Here is a 15,391-nt window from a genome sequence, read left to right on the forward strand (position 1 = left end):
TTACACTTCGATCCTAAAAATCTTAGTTCATTAATGTTTCTGCTTGCTGCAATACTTTTTCGCCGTTCATCATGCCATAGTCTGCCATGTTGATCACGTCCAAAGGAATGCCTTTTGGTGCTAGCTTTTGTTCAAATTGTGATTTCATGAATCGTACTTGTGGTCCTAATAATAGAACATCGACTGGTTTCGACTCCAAATGTTGGTCGGCTTCTGAAGCTGAAACAGCAAAGATATCTGCTTCCATTCCTTTTGCTTCGGCTGCTTTTTGCATTTTCGTCACCAATAGACTGGTACTCATTCCTGCTGAACAAACAAGCATAATCGTTTTTTTCGCCATCGCGTATCTGCTCCTTTCTGTTGTAAGTTACACTTTACTATAAAGCAAAAAGCGTGCCAAAAAAAAATAAGTCCAGACCTATATATATCAATGGTCTGAACCAATTTTTCTTTTGCACACTCACGGATTTATCATTACACACTAATATTGTGTGCGGATTCATCATAACTTTTTATTTCATTTTCTAAGAACATTTGTGTTAAATAGGCGATCTCATCTTCAGAGATTTTGATTTGATAGTTTTTCTCTATCTGCAATAAATGAGTTCGCAACACATCTGTTTCGATACGATAGCGTTTTTGGAAGGCCGCCAAATTGGGGAAGGTACGAGAATGTTCCTTCTTCAATAAACTTTCCACTAGAAAGGCTAAATGAATCACTAAGCCCGCATCAACGGTAGGTTCAACAATCACATGCAATTGATTTTGAATTTGATGGACGATTCGTTGTAGACTTTCGATCAGATGATAGACGGACCCCACATGCGTTAAAGTATTTTCTAATGAACGTACGATTTTTTCAATCGGCACTTCATCTGAAACGATCCGCTTCAGTACATTCAACCGATTGTCATCAAAGACATCATAGGCGGAAAAGAACGGGATATTTTGATAATCGATCTCGACGGTGCCCGCAATGGCTTTGATCTCATATTCTTCTAGCAAGCCATCAATATGTTTCTTGAAGGTTTCTTTTTCAATAAATTGCATTTGGATGATCTCGACTTTTGATTGATCGACGACGGGATAAATTCGTTGATAAAGTTTAGCAGCGACACCTTCTCCAGTAAAGCAAGTGACGATGACTGCTTTTTTATTCCCCTTCGCTTCGCGAACTGTGCGGAACTGTTCTTGCACGATGGTTTCAAAAGAACGCTGAATGTTTTGATAAATGTCTTCTAAACTTCGGCCACTTTCCGCCATTCGCAAAGCCTCTAAGACGATCATCGTACTGACCATCGAGATGGCTTTCGTACGAATCCCGGTCTCTTCAGAAATTAAATTCGCAAATGAATTGAGGGAACCCATATCAGTTAAAAGCAATAAGCCGTTGCTCATCTTTTCCTTATTGTCAGTGACATAGTTCAATAGCTGTTCATACATTTGACCGACTTCCATATCTAAAGACATATTCATCGCTTTGCCGTGGTCAGTTTCAAGCAGCTCTTGTGCCGTTTCCAACATACTGCTGGCAGTCGCCTTGCCGTGCATCAAGACAATAATCTCGACTTTTTCAAGGGGCAGCTGCGAGGGTTGTTTGACTTGAATCGCTAAAAACATACTGATAAAGCCGATCTCATCGAAGGGGATCTCGACATGGCGTTCTTCTTCGATAATGGTCGATAGATCCATTGCCACCTGGAACTCGGATTTTAAGTTTTTTCTAACTGTATTCAAATCTGGGTGAACGATCATATGTCCTTCCTTGACACGTTCCAGTGTACTTTGCAGATGCAGTGCAAAGGCAAAGCGGGCTTTTTCACTATAGGTTCGAGACAATCTTTGCCCAGCTAGATCATAAAGAACATTTGTCAGTTTCCAAATGTCTTCTGGAATCAGTTCTTTATGAACGGGATTTTGGATCAATTCTTCGACATACTTTTCAAAGTACGCATCGACATCTTTAGAGATCAAATTTTCCAGATCGACATTGGCTACGCCCGTTTCAATCAGCGAGCTGACTTTTTCTTCGATCTCGTTATACACTTGCATATTCCGTTGTGGATCACGAGACCAGACGACATCTGGGTCGCCAGGTTCAAAACTTAGAAAGTCGCCTTTGCCATCCAAAAACCGATCCAAGCGTTCCGACATTTCTTTGATCTTCAGCAAGCCTTTTTGAACTTGCAAGGAGCAGTCGCCTTTTCGAATCAGCAAGTGTTTTTTTCCATAGGTTCGATAATGCAAAAATGCTTTGGCACAGACGAGTTTAAGGTCGCGCTTGATTTGACCAATGTTGCCTTCTGCATCATAGAGCATAAAGGCCAATATCGCATCTCGTTCGACATCGATTCGTTGATTCAGACGGGTCGCCTCTTGCTTGATAAACAACGAAATGATTTCATACCGCTCATCTAAGGAACGACTTTCCACATTTGGCAAAGTAATAGCCATGGGAATTCGCCGATTGAAGGTCGTTAAAAAGGTTTCTGATGATTCCGTGGTGGCACCGATGATCTGCACGGCGGCTTCATGAACTTGATTACTTTCCCCTAATGGACGATAGATCCCTTTATCAATGAAGGTAAAGAGCATTTCTTGGCCTTCTGGCGGCAGTCGATGGATCTCATCTAAGAACAGGATGCCGCCATCGGCTTTTGCCATCAACCCTGGACTATCTTCTGCGGCACCAGTGTAGGCGCCTTTTTTGATGCCAAAGATGTGACCAAACAACAATTGCGGATTTTGTGCATAGTCCGCACAGTTAAAGGACACGAACGGGGCATCTTTTTCTAACATATTTGATTCAACCGCAAAGTGATACATACATTCGGCAAATAAGGATTTACCGGTACCTGTCTCACCAAAAATAATGGTATGGAGTCCTCTAGGCGGATATAAGATCGCCGCTTTGGCTTGCTGGATACTTACTTTCAAGGAAGCTTGGACTCCAACCAGACTTTCAAAACTAACTTCAGAGGAAACATCCACATGGACCGTTTCTTCTAAAGGCTCATAAACAACCGGACGGCCGGAACGTTTGCCGATTTTCTTTTCTTTATAAAGCTCACTGAGATAACGGCTTGCATTGCTGCGATCGATTTGTAAGATTTTAGCGACATCAACTGCGGTCAACCCTTGCTTATGCAGTTCGATCGTTTGAAAAATCTCTTCTTTTCGCGAATTCATTCGATAGCCTCCTCATTTTTTTACACACTAATAATAAACAACGTTAATGGTAACACAAAAAGACGCTCAATGGCGTCTTTTTCCTTTGTCTTTTTGCTTTTTCGTCTTTTTCTTGCTCTTTTTGACAGGAGTGTGTAATTTTTCAGTCGTTTTCTTGGAAATTTTCTGCACACTTGCTGTTTTCGTTTCTTTCTTGCTTTCTTTTTCGACAACAGGAGCTTCTGTGTGTAACTGTCCCCCATGCAGATAGACTTCCTTGAGTTCAATGGACAACTGATTCGCGAGTTTTTTCAAATCCTTCAACGAATGGTCTTGAATGATCGTGACGACGGTTCCTTCTTTGCCCATTCTTCCAACGCGTCCTGCGCGGTGTAAATAGGATTCTTTTTCTAAAGGGACTTCTGTATTGATCACGTAAGGCAGATCCACGACATCTAAACCGCGAGAGGCGACATCGGTCGTCAATAGTTCCACTAGTTTTCCTTGACGAAAGCTCTCTAATGCACCTTTTCGTGCAAGTTTGTTTTGATCAGATGCCAAAGATGCCACCGGCAAGCCATGAAACAATAGCTTTTCTTCCGCATTCCCCATTGTGCTTAATTCATTGAAGAAAACCAAGGCTTGAAAGTTTGGTAAATGAGCAAAGCGTCTTAAAGCATCCACGATTCGTCGTTGCGGATAGTTCAAATAGTAATGATGGATGACGCCTTTGCTCTGATCTTCTTGGGTAACATCAATGATCAGCGGCTCTTTTGACACGAATGGTCGAATCTCATCGATCACTTCGTTCGCGGTTGCTGAAAAGAAACTACGCTGGATTTGTTTTGGTAATGTTTGATTGATCTTGGCTGCCAGGGTGAAGGCACCCTCTTTCAATAATTGATCAACCTCATCCAATACCAACGATTGCAGCTGCTGGGTCTTGATTTTTTTGGCTTTGATCAACTCTAACACACGGCCTGGGGTACCGATCAAGACCTCGGGTTTGTCTTTTAGTTTTTCCACTTGGCGTTTTGTACTTGCGCCGCCAATTAGCGGCAGAACGGTCAAACCAATGGCTTGGGCCCATTCCCTTGCTACTTCTGTGACTTGCATCGCTAATTCTTGTGAAGAAGTCAAAATCAACAGCTGATTGCCTTGCTTTTTTTCAACCTTCGTTAACAATGGCAAGAGATACGCCAACGTTTTACCTGAACCGGTCGGTGAGATTCCTATGACAGACGCGCCGTCTTTTAAAGGACCAAAGGTTTTTTCTTGGATCAAGGACGGTGCGTGATAACCAGCCGCTTGCCATTTTTCCTGCCAGACGTCTGGCAATTGTGTCAATTCAAATACTGTCATAAATGTTCCATTCCTTATTTTTTATCTGCATCAAAAATGATGTCGGCCTGCTTACGCATCAAAGAGATGGTTTCATTGACACTGCGGGCAAGTTCCACCCATTCCTCATAGCGTTGTCCTTGTTTAGGATCATCTTTGTTTTCAATGATGTCTGCAAAGTCTTGCGCTTCTTCGATCATCGGATTGTCTAAAGCAGCGACTGCTAATGGATGCGTTTGTTTTGTTTGGCGTTCATAAAATGCTGCTTCTTCAATAGCATTGACGGCATTCAAATCTAATGTCCCGTCTTCAAAATAAATTTCTGATCGTAACTCTGAATCAGCGATTTTGCCTGTTTGGATCGTGACATCAAAATCAGCATAGCGTAGCACAGCAGTCCCGATACCATCTACACCGGTCGGTAATTTGCGCGCAAAATAATGAACGTCCTGCGGTTTACCAAACCAAGCGACCGCCGCATATACTGGATACACACCCAAGTCGGCTAAAGCTCCGCCAGAAAAATGTGGAGAAAAGATATTTGGTTCCTCCCCAGCTAGTACAGCGTCATAACGAGACGAGTATTTCATATAAGAAAAGTTCGCCCCAAGAATGGCACCGCGTGTCGGTAAGAATTCGGCTACGGTTGAAAAACTCGCTTCATGAATGTTGCGAGCTGCTTCAAAGAATAAAACCTGTTGTTGGTTTGCTAGGTCAATGATCTCCGCCATTTCCTCAGGCGTTGAAAAGGCTGGCTTTTCCACAATGACATTTTTTCCTGCTAAAATACCTTGCTTGGCTTGTTCAAAGTGCAAACTATTCGGAGAAGCGATATAGACCGTGTCCATATGAGCTAAGCCAAAAAAAGTGGCCAAATCGGTCGCATATTCGATGTCCCCGTATTTTTCCCCAAAGCGTTGCGCTGTGGCTAATTTCCTTGAGTATACGGCTACCAATTGATACCGTTTGGTTTCGTGGGCTGCTTGTACAAATTGATCGGTGATCCAATTTGTGCCGATAATCCCTAAATGAATCATGTGTTTTCCTTCTTTCTTCTATAGATTGGGGTCGTCAAATTCGACGTTCAAATCAAAAGGGATCGGTTCTTTGACCGCGATCATCCCTTGGTTTACCTGGCAATTATAAGCAAACACTTCGACACCTTTGCTTTGCGCTTCAGCGATCTTATCGGCCAGATCCGGCTGCATCTGTCGATGGATCGTGGCGATTTGCACCACTTCAAATTGGATCATAAACAAAACCGCCGCATAATAGCCTGCTTCTTTGGCATGGATCAATTCATTGACGTGTTTCAAGCCGCGAATCGTTGGCGCATCTGGGAAAGCGCCGATTTGCTTGTTTTCAAGTGTCATCCCTTTAATTTCTATAAACCCTTTTTCTTGTTCGTCTGTTTCAAAATAAAGATCAAACTTAGACATCCCATAGACGACTTCACGCCGCAAGAGGGCAATTTTCCCTTTGATATTTGGCAACTGGATCGTGCCATCCAAAAGGCCTTCATAGCCTAACCGATTGGGTGCTTGACTATCAATATTGATCCATTGGTCTTCTTTCTTGACTGAGATCAAATCGTAATTGGTTTTACGTTTCGGATTGTCCCAATATTGGAGGGTCACGAGTGCCCCTTTGTGCAATAGTTCTTTTCCTCGTCCCGTATTTTTCACATGGACGATCACTTCTTGCCCATCGACTAGACATCGGGCAATGAATCGGTTGTCTCGAACGAGAAACGTGGCTAAGAGGGTATTTGGATAATTCATTTTCTCACCTGCTCTTTTGAATCATAGCATATTTTGATAAAAACTTCTAAACTTCAAACTAAAGTACCATGCTTTTTTACCTTCTCATGGTATACTTATGGCAATTATTTTCTAGTGTGCAGAAGCGGGCATCTTGTTCACAAGGTACAACTAGATGAATCGTAAGTGATAGGACGTGTATAAATGAAGAAAAGGTCTCTATTGATTGGTTTATCTCTAGCAACGGGCGTGGTCAGCTCCTTACTGTTGCGAAAGGAAAAACAAAAAAATGAAAACCGCCAAAATTTCATTGGAAATTGGCGTTTTACTTCAAAGACAAAAGAAGATGTCATTTTAGAAATTGCCAATGATTATTCATTGACCATCGAAGGCAAACCGTTGCCTGTTTCCATTGTTGAACTGACTCCGATGCGATTAGTGTTACTGGACACATTTGGCTATCATTTAGTCCTGGAACAAAAAGGCTCCGTTATTACTTTATATGATGAAGCAGAAGATTGCCACTATTCTTTGACAAAAATCACGTAAGGGACATGAGAAGATCGAGTTCATGTTTTCTTCACATTTTCTTCGGTCAATTCTCAGACTTTTTATCAGCATTTCCTGGCAATCCATGCTATCATTAACTTAACAAGTGGTTGAACAAGGTGTTCCGTTGAGTGATGTTTGATCGTTCATAGATTAAGGTGTAGGTTCGATTCCTACCTTCCACATTTATTTTAAACAGAAAGAAGGGATTTTTATGTTAACGACCTTTATTTCACTCTTTTCCATCTTTGCTTTAGCTGCGTTACTAGCTGGGACATTCTTTTTAGCAAAATTGGCCATGCAACAAGAAACGAGAGCAGTGAAAGTTCCCGTCAGAGCCCAAAACCAAAACCCGAGAATCCATTCCAATCGTCGCTAAGTGAAATCGTTTGACCCGATGTCAATTCAGAAAAACTTGTCTTCTCTATTAAATAGGAAGGCAAGTTTTTTTTGCTGTCTGTTGCCCTTAGGTCTTCTAGTTTGAAATGGTTTAACAACGCCCATTCCCCCTTTGAGCGGTCTTCTCGCAATTAAATGCTAAGTTTTCTCTTAGAGTATTGCAACAGCGGATACTCTTTGTTAAAATTTTTGCTTAGATACAACTTAAAAGGAGCTACTACATATATGCAGAAAATAACCAAGTTCGGGTATTCCTTCGTTGCTGCTTTGGCAATCCTCTTTGCTGCTGTCGGCATCCCCCTCGTTTCATATGCTGATGATACAGCAATGAGCATCGAAGAGATCCAAGATTTTTCGATTGACGCCAAAGCCGCCTACTCCATTGATTTTGACACAGGGAAAGTGTTGTATGATCAAGATGGCGAGACAGCCATGGGTATTGCCTCCATCACCAAGATCATCAGCCTCTACCTTGTCGCTGAGCAAGTAGAACAAGGAGCGATCGCTTGGGATGATCCTGTGCCGATTTCCGATTATGCCGCAAATCTCAGCGTGTCCCCTAACTTATCAAATGTCCCTTTGCATCAAGACGTTACCTATACAGTAAAAGATTTGTATGATGCCAGTTATATCCAATCTGCAAATGCTGCAATCGTCGCGCTCGCGGAGCTGATTGCTGGGTCTGAAAGTGCCTTTGTGGATTTAATGCAAGAAAAAGTGCAATCATGGGGCATCACCGATGCAAAGATCGTCAATGCTTCTGGCTTAAACAATGCTTATCTTGGGGAAAATATTTACCCAGGATCAACTTCAACTGATGAAAACGAACTATCCGCAAAAGATGTGGCATTGATTGCCCGTCATTTGTTACAAGACTTTCCAGATGTTTTGGAAGTAACCAGCCTTTCAACAAAACAATTTGGTGAAGGTTCCTATTCGCCTGTCGAGATGGTCAATTGGAACTGGATGCTTCCAGGTTTTACGAATACGAAAGATGGTGTCGACGGTCTGAAGACTGGTACGACAGATATGGCAGGCGCCTGCTTTGTCGGAACCGCCGTTAAAGATGGCCAACGAATCATCACCGTGGTGCTAAACGTCAATGGTCATGCAGAAAATCCTAGTGTTCGTTTTATTGAAACAGGCCGTTTGATGGATTACTCGTTTGACGCTTGGGAGCAAGTAGAGATTTTACCAGAAAATGCGCAACTAGAAGATACCCAGACGGTTGCAGTCAAAGATGGGAAAGAATTGAGTGTGCCCGTTGCCTTAAATCAAGGTTTGACCTTATGGGTACGTGGAGATATGGATGCCACAGCCTTTGAAACAACCATTGACTTTAATGAGCATTATCGTGATTCTGCCCTGCAAGCGCCATTGACTGAGGGCACAGAAGTCGGTACCGTAAGTGCTTCGATTCCAGCTGATACGCTTGGTTATATTGATGATTCCGATCATGACGAGACTGCAGGATTGATCACAACACAAACAGTGGAAAAAGCCAACATCTTTGTTCGTGCTTGGCGCGGCGTGTCCAACTTTTTCAGTAATCTTTTTTAACCTAAACGAAAAAATCTGTCCGAAGCAAAGACTGCTTCTCGGACAGATTTTTTTTATTCTACCGTTTCCACCGTTGCTGTTGCCAATGGTTCTACAGGGAAAAACAATTCAACTTCCCCTTCCTTAAAATGAGGAAGATACCTTTCTTGGATGGCTGCTGACAATTGGACGTTGTTTTCTGGTAAAACTTCCATCAGCATCTTTTCAGTCATCATCGTTAAGTTTTTTTCATCCGTTTTTACAACGAGATAGGTCATTGCGGGCATTTCCCAACGGACCCAACCGACAGGAGGAAAATTTTCTGTCTGGACTTGAACGCCTGCCAAGTAGCGACCGGTTTCTTGCCAAGGCTCTAACCAATTGGTGCCATCACTCATCAAGCCCCAAAATTCCAGTTCTTCTGCCTTTTGATCACTTACGAGAAATTCGATCTCTTCAAAATCCTTTGTTGCAAGTTCCCAAAGCGCTGGTACCCAAGAAGCACCTTCTTCTGCTAACCCCTTGCCCTCTTTTCCAATCACATAAAAAGCGGGTCGTTCGACGCGAATCACTTCACCTAATTGCATGTTCCTTCCTCCTTCTTTCCTTCATTTTAGCGAATTGCAAGAAATTCAGCAACTTTGACCTTAGCAACAAGCAATTTCTGCCATTTTTCGGTATACTAAGTGTATCGTTAAAGGAGTGAAAAACATGGATTTTACGCAATTGCTGATTTTTGCCATCAGCTATGTGTCGGGCGTGATCGTCGTTCAAAAATGGCGCAAGAAAAAAGATGATCCGGATATTTTCTTTTTTGAATGTTGTTGGACGATTCTAGCCCTGCTGATTTATTTAGCTGTCTCAGAATTACGGACAGGTAGTTTCTTTATTCTGATACCCGTCGCCTTCGCCGGCCTTTTTTTATTTTCTTATCGGCGCAACAAGCACCAACTTGTAAATGGCTTGCTTTTTAATTTGTTCGTGCTGGCTTTTGGCGGCTACTTAGTCATTAATTTATACCGAACCCAAGACATACTCGTAGGTGGTTTACTCGCTGTATTACTGGCAATCTTCGTTGCTGTACTATTATTCGGTTTGGCAACACTCGTGGTCTTTCTTTACTGGAATTCCATTATCGTACTACGAAGAGAATCGCGATCGATCGCCAATTTGTTAACCCTGATCTTAGCGGTGGTTTTGACCGTTTTACTTTTTTCAGATACTCTTTTGCACTTTTTCCCAGATTGGATCCGAACCTTATTCGGCATTGTTCCCCTAAGTCTTTTGTATCTGTTTGTAGTCTTTTTGAACTTTTTATCCATTTCAGTCATTTATCAGTTCAACCATCCTCGCTATAATCAGGACTTTATCATCGTCTTAGGTGCAGGCCTTTTGAATGGCACCACGGTCTCCCCTTTATTGGCAAAACGCATCAATACAGCGATCTCGTTCTACGAATCGCAATTTAAAGCGAAAAAAACCGCGCCTCGATTACTGATGTCAGGCGGACAAGGAAGCGATGAGCAGCTGCCGGAAGCTGTTGCTATGAAAGAATATGCGATTGCCCAAGGCGTACCAGAAGGTGAGATTTTAGTGGAAACAAATTCCACGACTACTTATGAAAACATGAAATTTTCGAAAGAAATCATGGATTCGCTTAAGCCAAACGGCTACAAAGCGATCTTTGCCTCAAACAATTACCATATTTTTCGTGCTGGTCTCTATGCAGATCAAGCCCAACTTAAAGCGGATGGTATCGGAGCACCTACTGCCTTTTACTATTTACCGAATGCCTTTTTAAGAGAATTTGTGGCAATCCTTTTTATGCACAAAAGACGACATTTAACGGTATTGATCACCTTACTGATTCTCTATGCAGGAGCAGCGATCCTCCAACTTATTTTTGGCTAAACAAACAAAAAAAGTTCTTTGAACCAGTTGGTTCGAAGAACTTTTTTCTTATTGAATCGTGCGATGTTTCTTCCAGAAGCGTTGTTGCCATTTTTCTTTCATGCTGTCTGTAAGGGGTTCTGATGCTTCTTTGATCGCACAATATTTGTCCACCATCGTGACGATATAGCTTTCTTTATAGCGTGGTGGTGCAATCGTTGCTCCCCACATATGTTTCAGGATGATATCTTTTTCAAGATCACTAAGTTCAGTGATTTTTTCGGCATTTTTTACTGCGATTCGTGGATGCATGTACGCATGGGTACCTTCGTCAAACTTTGTAGTACGCCAATCGTAATAAAATAAATCATGAAGGAGTCCTGCACGAGCTGTTGCACGAGCATCGCCGCCCCATTTCTTGGCCAATTTGTAACTATAATAAGAGACGCTGATCGAATGTTCCAAACGTGTGGAGTTCATATGCTGCACAAAATTGGCTAATTTTTTTACAGCTTCTGTTTCTAACAGGTCAGCCACGTAAGACATATATTCGCTATCTTCTTGCCATTTTTCTGTCATAAATTTTTGTCTGCCACCTTTTTTGATCTGCTTGATTGTTACAAGACAAAGTATAGCACCTATTCCTGCAAGTTTCTAGGTGAGGTGCAATAGATTCAAATAGTTTAACAGTTCCTTAAAAATCTAGCTGACAGCAAAATACATCAAAATACCTGCCGCAATGGCGACGTTCAATGATTCCGCCTGACCATAGATAGGAATATATAGATTTTTATCGGTCAATGCCAACAGTTCCTGATTGACCCCTTGCCCCTCGTTGCCTAAAATGAAGGCAGCCGCTTGTCCTTTAGGAAGCTCGGTATAAGGGACTGCTTCTTTGTTTAACTCGGTACCATAAATCGCCACACCAGCTGCCTGCAGCTGCTTCAAAAATGGCGGGATCGCTCCTTCTACGATCGGCAGATGATAGTTGCTCCCTTGCATGCTGCGCAAGACTTTGGTGCTGTAGAGATCGGCTGTTCCTTCGCCGAGAAAAACCCCGCTGAATCCAGCGGCATCCGCTGTTCGAATCATGGTGCCAACGTTTCCAGGATCTTGCACATTATCTAAAATCAGCCAATTGCCCGTCAGTGTCTGTAAGTCTTGTTCTTGCTTTTCCACCACGGCAAAAATCCCTTGTGGTGTTGGCAAATCAGAAAGCATCGCTGCGATCTCCTCTGTGATCAAATAGCTTTCTTCCTGATAATCATCGAGTTGCCCGTTGGCTTCACTTAACCCTCGCGGGGTCACCAACAATGCTTTGATGGGTACTTGTGCATGCAATGCTTCTTGCACCAAATGCCAGCCATCGATCAAATAGCTATTGGTTTGTGTCCGATGTTTTTTTTGTGTTATTTTTTTGATTTCCTTGATAAAGGTATTTTTTTTCGATTGAATTTCTTTCATCTTGTCACCTCGATTCATTATAGCATGAGTCAATCGATCTAACTTGTTCTTTTACTGAAAAAACGCTATCATATAAAGCAGAGGAGGGATTGTCCATGAAGAAACTACGAATCCATGTGCAAGGACGTGTCCAAGGCGTCGGCTTTCGTTATACCACAAAAATGCTTGCCGATCAGTTGGGCGTCACCGGATCTGTAAAAAACGAAGCGGATGGTTCTGTTTCGATTGAAGCAATTGGCGATGACAAAGCCATCGATGCCTTTGTTGCTGGGGTTAAGGATTCTCCTTCACCCGCTGGGAAAGTAAATCAGATCGACGTCCAACCAGACGATGCTATCAAAGAGCGTCGGAGTTTTGATGTAGTGTACTATTAACAATTGAATGTTTTCTAAGTCGAAAGATTGATTTTTCAATGAATTTCTCTTTGTACATTGAAATAGTCGGTCTTTTTTAGTATAGTTATTTTTGTCTAAATTTATTGTGAAGAGGAAGAATAGAATGTCTAAAATGAATAAATGGCTGCTTTCATCAGGATTATTTGGCCTGTTATTAGCATTATCAGGCTGTGTCAGTACCAATGCTGATGGTACGCCGAAAGAAACAGGAATGATTTATCGCTTTTTGGTGAAACCATTAGGGGATATGATCACGATGCTCGTAGAAAACTTCAACTGGTCTTACGGCTGGGCGATCATCGCTGTAACGATCGTTGTCCGTGTCATTATCTTACCATTAGGGATCCATCAGTCTCGAAAAACGATGGTTCAAAGTGAAAAAATGCAGTTTCTGAAACCTCAAGTGGATATTGCGCAAGCCAATTTGAAAAAAGCAACCACTCGGGAAGAACAAATGCAAGCGCAAGCGGAGATGCAAAAAATTTACTCTGAAAACAACGTCAGTATGTTTGGCGGTATCGGATGTCTCCCTTTGCTGATTCAGATGCCGATCTTCTCTGCTCTTTATTTCACCGCTCGTTACACACAAGGAATCCAAAACTCTGAATTCTTTGGCGTATCTTTAGGCGACCCAAGCATCCTCTTTGTGGCGATTGCTGGTCTTTCCTACTTGGCACAAGGGTATATTTCAACCATCGGGATTCCTGAAGAACAGAAAAAAACGATGAAAACCATGTTGATCGTTTCTCCATTGATGATCGTTTTCATGTCCATGAGTGCACCAGCTGGTGTGACACTTTACTGGGTAGTTGGTGGGGTCTTCAGTTGTATCCAAACGTTTATCACGAATGTCATCATGAAACCAAAAATTCGTGCCCAAGTCGAAGCGGAAATGAAAGCAAATCCGCCTAAAACGGTAGTTACGCCTCGTAAAGACGTAACGCCTGAAAAAACAGAAGCTGTCAAAAAAGCGTTGAACACGACAAAGCCTAACGGAAAAGGTCGTAACGCTGGCAAGCAGCAACGGAAGTAATTCTTGACCAAATCGCTCATTGGGCGGTTTGGTTTTTTGTTGTTTTCAAATGGGAATCAGTTGCTTCTTCTATTGCCTTTCGCTATAGTAAATGAGAGGTGAGCGCATGTTTCAAGCATATATCAATATTTTTGTCATTTTCAGTCTCATGTTTATCGGTTATTGGTTGTCTTACAAACAATGGTTTTCTAATCGAACCGCCGATACGTTTTCAAAACTGGTGTTAAATGTCTCATTACCCGCCAATATGTTTTTGACGATCATTAAAAACTTTACGAAAGACGAGTTTCTCTCATTAGTTTCCGGGATGATCATCCCTTTGCTTTCCATGATGATCACTTACTTCGCCGGTTATTTATGGCGCCGTTTCGCGCAAGTTGAAACCAAACACCAAGGGGCATTTTCCGCCATGTTTACCTTTTCCAATACGATCTTCATCGGCTTACCGATCAATTTAGCCATTTTTGGTGAAAGAGCCGTTCCCTATGTGTTGTTGTACTACATCGTAAATACGACATTATTTTGGACCATCGGTATTTTTGAGTTAGCAAAAGATAACCCCGATTTCGGCGAAGCCCGCATTTCCTTTCATCCATTGGTCATGCTAAAAAAGATTTTTTCGCCAGCCTTGATTGGTTTCATTATCGGCTTGATCTGGATGCTGTTCACATTCCCACTGCCCTCCTTTGTTAATGGGCTTGGAAGCTACCTAGCAGATTTAACGACGCCTCTATCAATGTTTATTATCGGGATCATCGTGTACTTTGGCGGGCTCAAGAACTTGCGAATGACCAAAGACATTGCTGGTGTCTTGTTTGGTCGCTTCATTCTTTCGCCCCTCGTTGTATGGCTATTAAGCAGGATCATCCCTGTTCCTGAATTGATGCTTTCTGTGTTTATTATCCAAGCCTCCATGCCCGTCCAAAACTCTGTTCCAATTCTTGTGCGAAACTATCAAGGGGATGAAGAATTTGCAACTTCTTGTCTAGGCTATTCCGTCTTACTGTACATGGTGTATCTGCCTGTTTTGCTTTTTTTCTTTTTTTAGCTAGTTAACGAACTTTGTCGAAAAATACTCGTTGCCAAAGGCATTCGCTTCTTTCGGTAACGAGTATTTTTCTTCTCTTTGTATGGTAAAGGTTCGATTGATTCGCTGTCCGAGCCGCAACTCCCCTTATGATTTTTTACTATAGATCACGATTTTTCTGATTTTCGCCAGATTGTGGCTGCTTAGGTCGATTTCAATCCGTCCTTCAATGGAAATGCGTTCGTCGATTTTTGATTGCTTACTTTGATACAGATTAACCTGCAATTCATCCTTATTGGATTCGATATAATAGGCGATGTTTTGTGGATGATCTACTGTGAGATAAAGTTTGTCCTTTTTCACCTCTACTCGCTTTATTTCCTCTTCTTGGAAATTTGTCATCGGGAAATGATTAGCGACTCTTTCGTCGACAAAAACAATTTCAGGTTTCCTCGTCAAAAATAAATAGATGATCGAACTGACGCCGATAAGTAACAAGAAGACCAAAAGCTTATTGACTTTCTTTAGCTGCTCTTTCTTCTTGTTGTCTTCAGCGAATTTATTTACTAGATCGATATCATCATAAAACAATTCATCCAAAGAAACTTGATACATTTGAGCTAGCTCGATCAATGTAGTGATATCCGGGTAATTTCTTCCAATCTCCCAGTTTGAAATCGCTGAGCGACTGACATTCAATTCTTTCGCTAACTCTTCTTGCGTCATTCCTAATTGTTTTCTTCTTTCTTTTATCATCTGATGGAATGCCATTTTTTCCTCCTTCTGATCTTTTCTTTTCTTATATTAAAACACAAAATCCCTTCTC

At 41.9% G+C, this 15,391-nt stretch carries 16 protein-coding genes; 7 read left to right on the forward strand and 9 right to left on the reverse strand.

Annotated features, from left to right (window positions below; translation table 11 throughout):
* Positions 1-22: 22 nt before the first annotated feature.
* From IGI73_RS10250 to sfsA, 5 genes are all read right to left on the reverse strand, one after another.
* Entirely contained in the window at positions 23-340 is a 318-nt protein-coding gene (locus IGI73_RS10250; RefSeq protein WP_005229471.1) for a PTS sugar transporter subunit IIB, read from the reverse strand.
* A 134-nt stretch (positions 341-474) separates the two neighbouring features.
* On the reverse strand, positions 475-3,189 hold the full coding sequence (locus tag IGI73_RS10255) for a sigma 54-interacting transcriptional regulator (RefSeq protein ID WP_010749333.1): 2,715 nt from the start codon (positions 3,187-3,189) through the stop codon (positions 475-477).
* A gap of 66 nt (positions 3,190-3,255) precedes the next feature.
* Complete coding sequence (locus IGI73_RS10260) at positions 3,256-4,530, reverse strand: DEAD/DEAH box helicase (protein WP_428207094.1); 1,275 nt, start codon at positions 4,528-4,530, stop codon at positions 3,256-3,258.
* 14 nt (positions 4,531-4,544) lie between these two features.
* On the reverse strand, positions 4,545-5,546 hold the full coding sequence (locus tag IGI73_RS10265) for a Gfo/Idh/MocA family protein (protein WP_159160909.1): 1,002 nt from the start codon (positions 5,544-5,546) through the stop codon (positions 4,545-4,547).
* Positions 5,547-5,564: 18 nt separating this feature from the next.
* Positions 5,565-6,290 carry a DNA/RNA nuclease SfsA gene (sfsA, locus tag IGI73_RS10270; RefSeq protein ID WP_428207093.1) on the reverse strand — a complete coding sequence of 242 codons (726 nt, stop codon included), beginning with the start codon at positions 6,288-6,290 and terminating at the stop codon, positions 5,565-5,567.
* Positions 6,291-6,473: 183 nt separating this feature from the next.
* On the opposite strand from sfsA, the gene IGI73_RS10275 reads away from it, so the two are divergent.
* The 3 genes from IGI73_RS10275 (at position 6,474) to IGI73_RS10285 (ending at position 8,777) form a co-directional block, all read left to right on the forward strand.
* Complete coding sequence (locus tag IGI73_RS10275; protein WP_015510045.1) at positions 6,474-6,818, forward strand: DUF4828 domain-containing protein; 345 nt, start codon at positions 6,474-6,476, stop codon at positions 6,816-6,818.
* A gap of 214 nt (positions 6,819-7,032) precedes the next feature.
* Entirely contained in the window at positions 7,033-7,197 is a 165-nt protein-coding gene (locus IGI73_RS10280; RefSeq protein WP_005229460.1) for a hypothetical protein, read from the forward strand.
* A 245-nt stretch (positions 7,198-7,442) separates the two neighbouring features.
* The gene (locus tag IGI73_RS10285; RefSeq protein WP_195961146.1) at positions 7,443-8,777 is read left to right on the forward strand and encodes a serine hydrolase; all 1,335 of its coding nucleotides are present in this window, start codon (positions 7,443-7,445) and stop codon (positions 8,775-8,777) included.
* 53 nt (positions 8,778-8,830) lie between these two features.
* Here the strand turns inward: IGI73_RS10285 and IGI73_RS10290 are convergent, their stop codons facing one another.
* A complete protein-coding gene (locus IGI73_RS10290) occupies positions 8,831-9,343 on the reverse strand; it encodes a GyrI-like domain-containing protein (protein ID WP_010749327.1) in 513 nt (170 codons plus the stop codon).
* Positions 9,344-9,467: 124 nt separating this feature from the next.
* Here IGI73_RS10290 and IGI73_RS10295 point away from each other — a divergent pair, with 124 nt between their 5' ends.
* Positions 9,468-10,667: a YdcF family protein gene (locus tag IGI73_RS10295; RefSeq protein ID WP_016610745.1), complete on the forward strand. Its 1,200-nt coding sequence runs from the start codon at positions 9,468-9,470 to the stop codon at positions 10,665-10,667.
* A gap of 48 nt (positions 10,668-10,715) precedes the next feature.
* Here IGI73_RS10295 and IGI73_RS10300 read toward each other — a convergent pair whose 3' ends face one another.
* Entirely contained in the window at positions 10,716-11,225 is a 510-nt protein-coding gene (locus tag IGI73_RS10300; protein WP_005229452.1) for an HD domain-containing protein, read from the reverse strand.
* A 123-nt stretch (positions 11,226-11,348) separates the two neighbouring features.
* Positions 11,349-12,110, reverse strand: a complete 762-nt coding sequence (locus IGI73_RS10305; protein ID WP_428207092.1) for a TrmH family RNA methyltransferase — start codon at positions 12,108-12,110, stop codon at positions 11,349-11,351.
* A gap of 95 nt (positions 12,111-12,205) precedes the next feature.
* On the opposite strand from IGI73_RS10305, the gene IGI73_RS10310 reads away from it, so the two are divergent.
* From IGI73_RS10310 to IGI73_RS10320, 3 genes are all read left to right on the forward strand, one after another.
* Entirely contained in the window at positions 12,206-12,484 is a 279-nt protein-coding gene (locus IGI73_RS10310) for an acylphosphatase (protein WP_142968304.1), read from the forward strand.
* A gap of 124 nt (positions 12,485-12,608) precedes the next feature.
* Positions 12,609-13,538, forward strand: coding sequence for a membrane protein insertase YidC (yidC, locus tag IGI73_RS10315; RefSeq protein ID WP_010749323.1), 930 nt, complete (start codon positions 12,609-12,611; stop codon positions 13,536-13,538).
* 106 nt (positions 13,539-13,644) lie between these two features.
* A complete protein-coding gene (locus tag IGI73_RS10320) occupies positions 13,645-14,586 on the forward strand; it encodes an AEC family transporter (RefSeq protein ID WP_284591896.1) in 942 nt (313 codons plus the stop codon).
* A 126-nt stretch (positions 14,587-14,712) separates the two neighbouring features.
* Here the strand turns inward: IGI73_RS10320 and IGI73_RS10325 are convergent, their stop codons facing one another.
* The gene (locus tag IGI73_RS10325) at positions 14,713-15,336 is read right to left on the reverse strand and encodes a helix-turn-helix domain-containing protein (RefSeq protein WP_428207090.1); all 624 of its coding nucleotides are present in this window, start codon (positions 15,334-15,336) and stop codon (positions 14,713-14,715) included.
* Between the last annotated feature and the right edge of the window lie 55 nt (positions 15,337-15,391).

The organism is Enterococcus sp. DIV0755f, from assembly GCF_051713725.1.
Taxonomy (GTDB): domain Bacteria; phylum Bacillota; class Bacilli; order Lactobacillales; family Enterococcaceae; genus Enterococcus_D; species Enterococcus_D casseliflavus.

Excerpts from the sequence above, each read along its gene's own strand:
- IGI73_RS10250 (WP_005229471.1), bottom strand. The coding sequence starts at position 340 with ATGGCGAAAAAAACGATTATGCTTGTTTGTTCAGCAGGAATGAGTACC.
- IGI73_RS10255 (WP_010749333.1), bottom strand. The coding sequence starts at position 3,189 with ATGAATTCGCGAAAAGAAGAGATTTTTCAAACGATCGAACTGCATAAG.
- IGI73_RS10260 (WP_428207094.1), bottom strand. The coding sequence starts at position 4,530 with ATGACAGTATTTGAATTGACACAATTGCCAGACGTCTGGCAGGAAAAA.
- IGI73_RS10265 (WP_159160909.1), bottom strand. The coding sequence starts at position 5,546 with ATGATTCATTTAGGGATTATCGGCACAAATTGGATCACCGATCAATTT.
- sfsA (WP_428207093.1), bottom strand. The coding sequence starts at position 6,290 with ATGAATTATCCAAATACCCTCTTAGCCACGTTTCTCGTTCGAGACAAC.
- IGI73_RS10275 (WP_015510045.1), top strand. The coding sequence starts at position 6,474 with ATGAAGAAAAGGTCTCTATTGATTGGTTTATCTCTAGCAACGGGCGTG.
- IGI73_RS10280 (WP_005229460.1), top strand. The coding sequence starts at position 7,033 with ATGTTAACGACCTTTATTTCACTCTTTTCCATCTTTGCTTTAGCTGCG.
- IGI73_RS10285 (WP_195961146.1), top strand. The coding sequence starts at position 7,443 with ATGCAGAAAATAACCAAGTTCGGGTATTCCTTCGTTGCTGCTTTGGCA.
- IGI73_RS10290 (WP_010749327.1), bottom strand. The coding sequence starts at position 9,343 with ATGCAATTAGGTGAAGTGATTCGCGTCGAACGACCCGCTTTTTATGTG.
- IGI73_RS10295 (WP_016610745.1), top strand. The coding sequence starts at position 9,468 with ATGGATTTTACGCAATTGCTGATTTTTGCCATCAGCTATGTGTCGGGC.
- IGI73_RS10300 (WP_005229452.1), bottom strand. The coding sequence starts at position 11,225 with ATGACAGAAAAATGGCAAGAAGATAGCGAATATATGTCTTACGTGGCT.
- IGI73_RS10305 (WP_428207092.1), bottom strand. The coding sequence starts at position 12,110 with ATGAAAGAAATTCAATCGAAAAAAAATACCTTTATCAAGGAAATCAAA.
- IGI73_RS10310 (WP_142968304.1), top strand. The coding sequence starts at position 12,206 with ATGAAGAAACTACGAATCCATGTGCAAGGACGTGTCCAAGGCGTCGGC.
- yidC (WP_010749323.1), top strand. The coding sequence starts at position 12,609 with ATGTCTAAAATGAATAAATGGCTGCTTTCATCAGGATTATTTGGCCTG.
- IGI73_RS10320 (WP_284591896.1), top strand. The coding sequence starts at position 13,645 with ATGTTTCAAGCATATATCAATATTTTTGTCATTTTCAGTCTCATGTTT.
- IGI73_RS10325 (WP_428207090.1), bottom strand. The coding sequence starts at position 15,336 with ATGGCATTCCATCAGATGATAAAAGAAAGAAGAAAACAATTAGGAATG.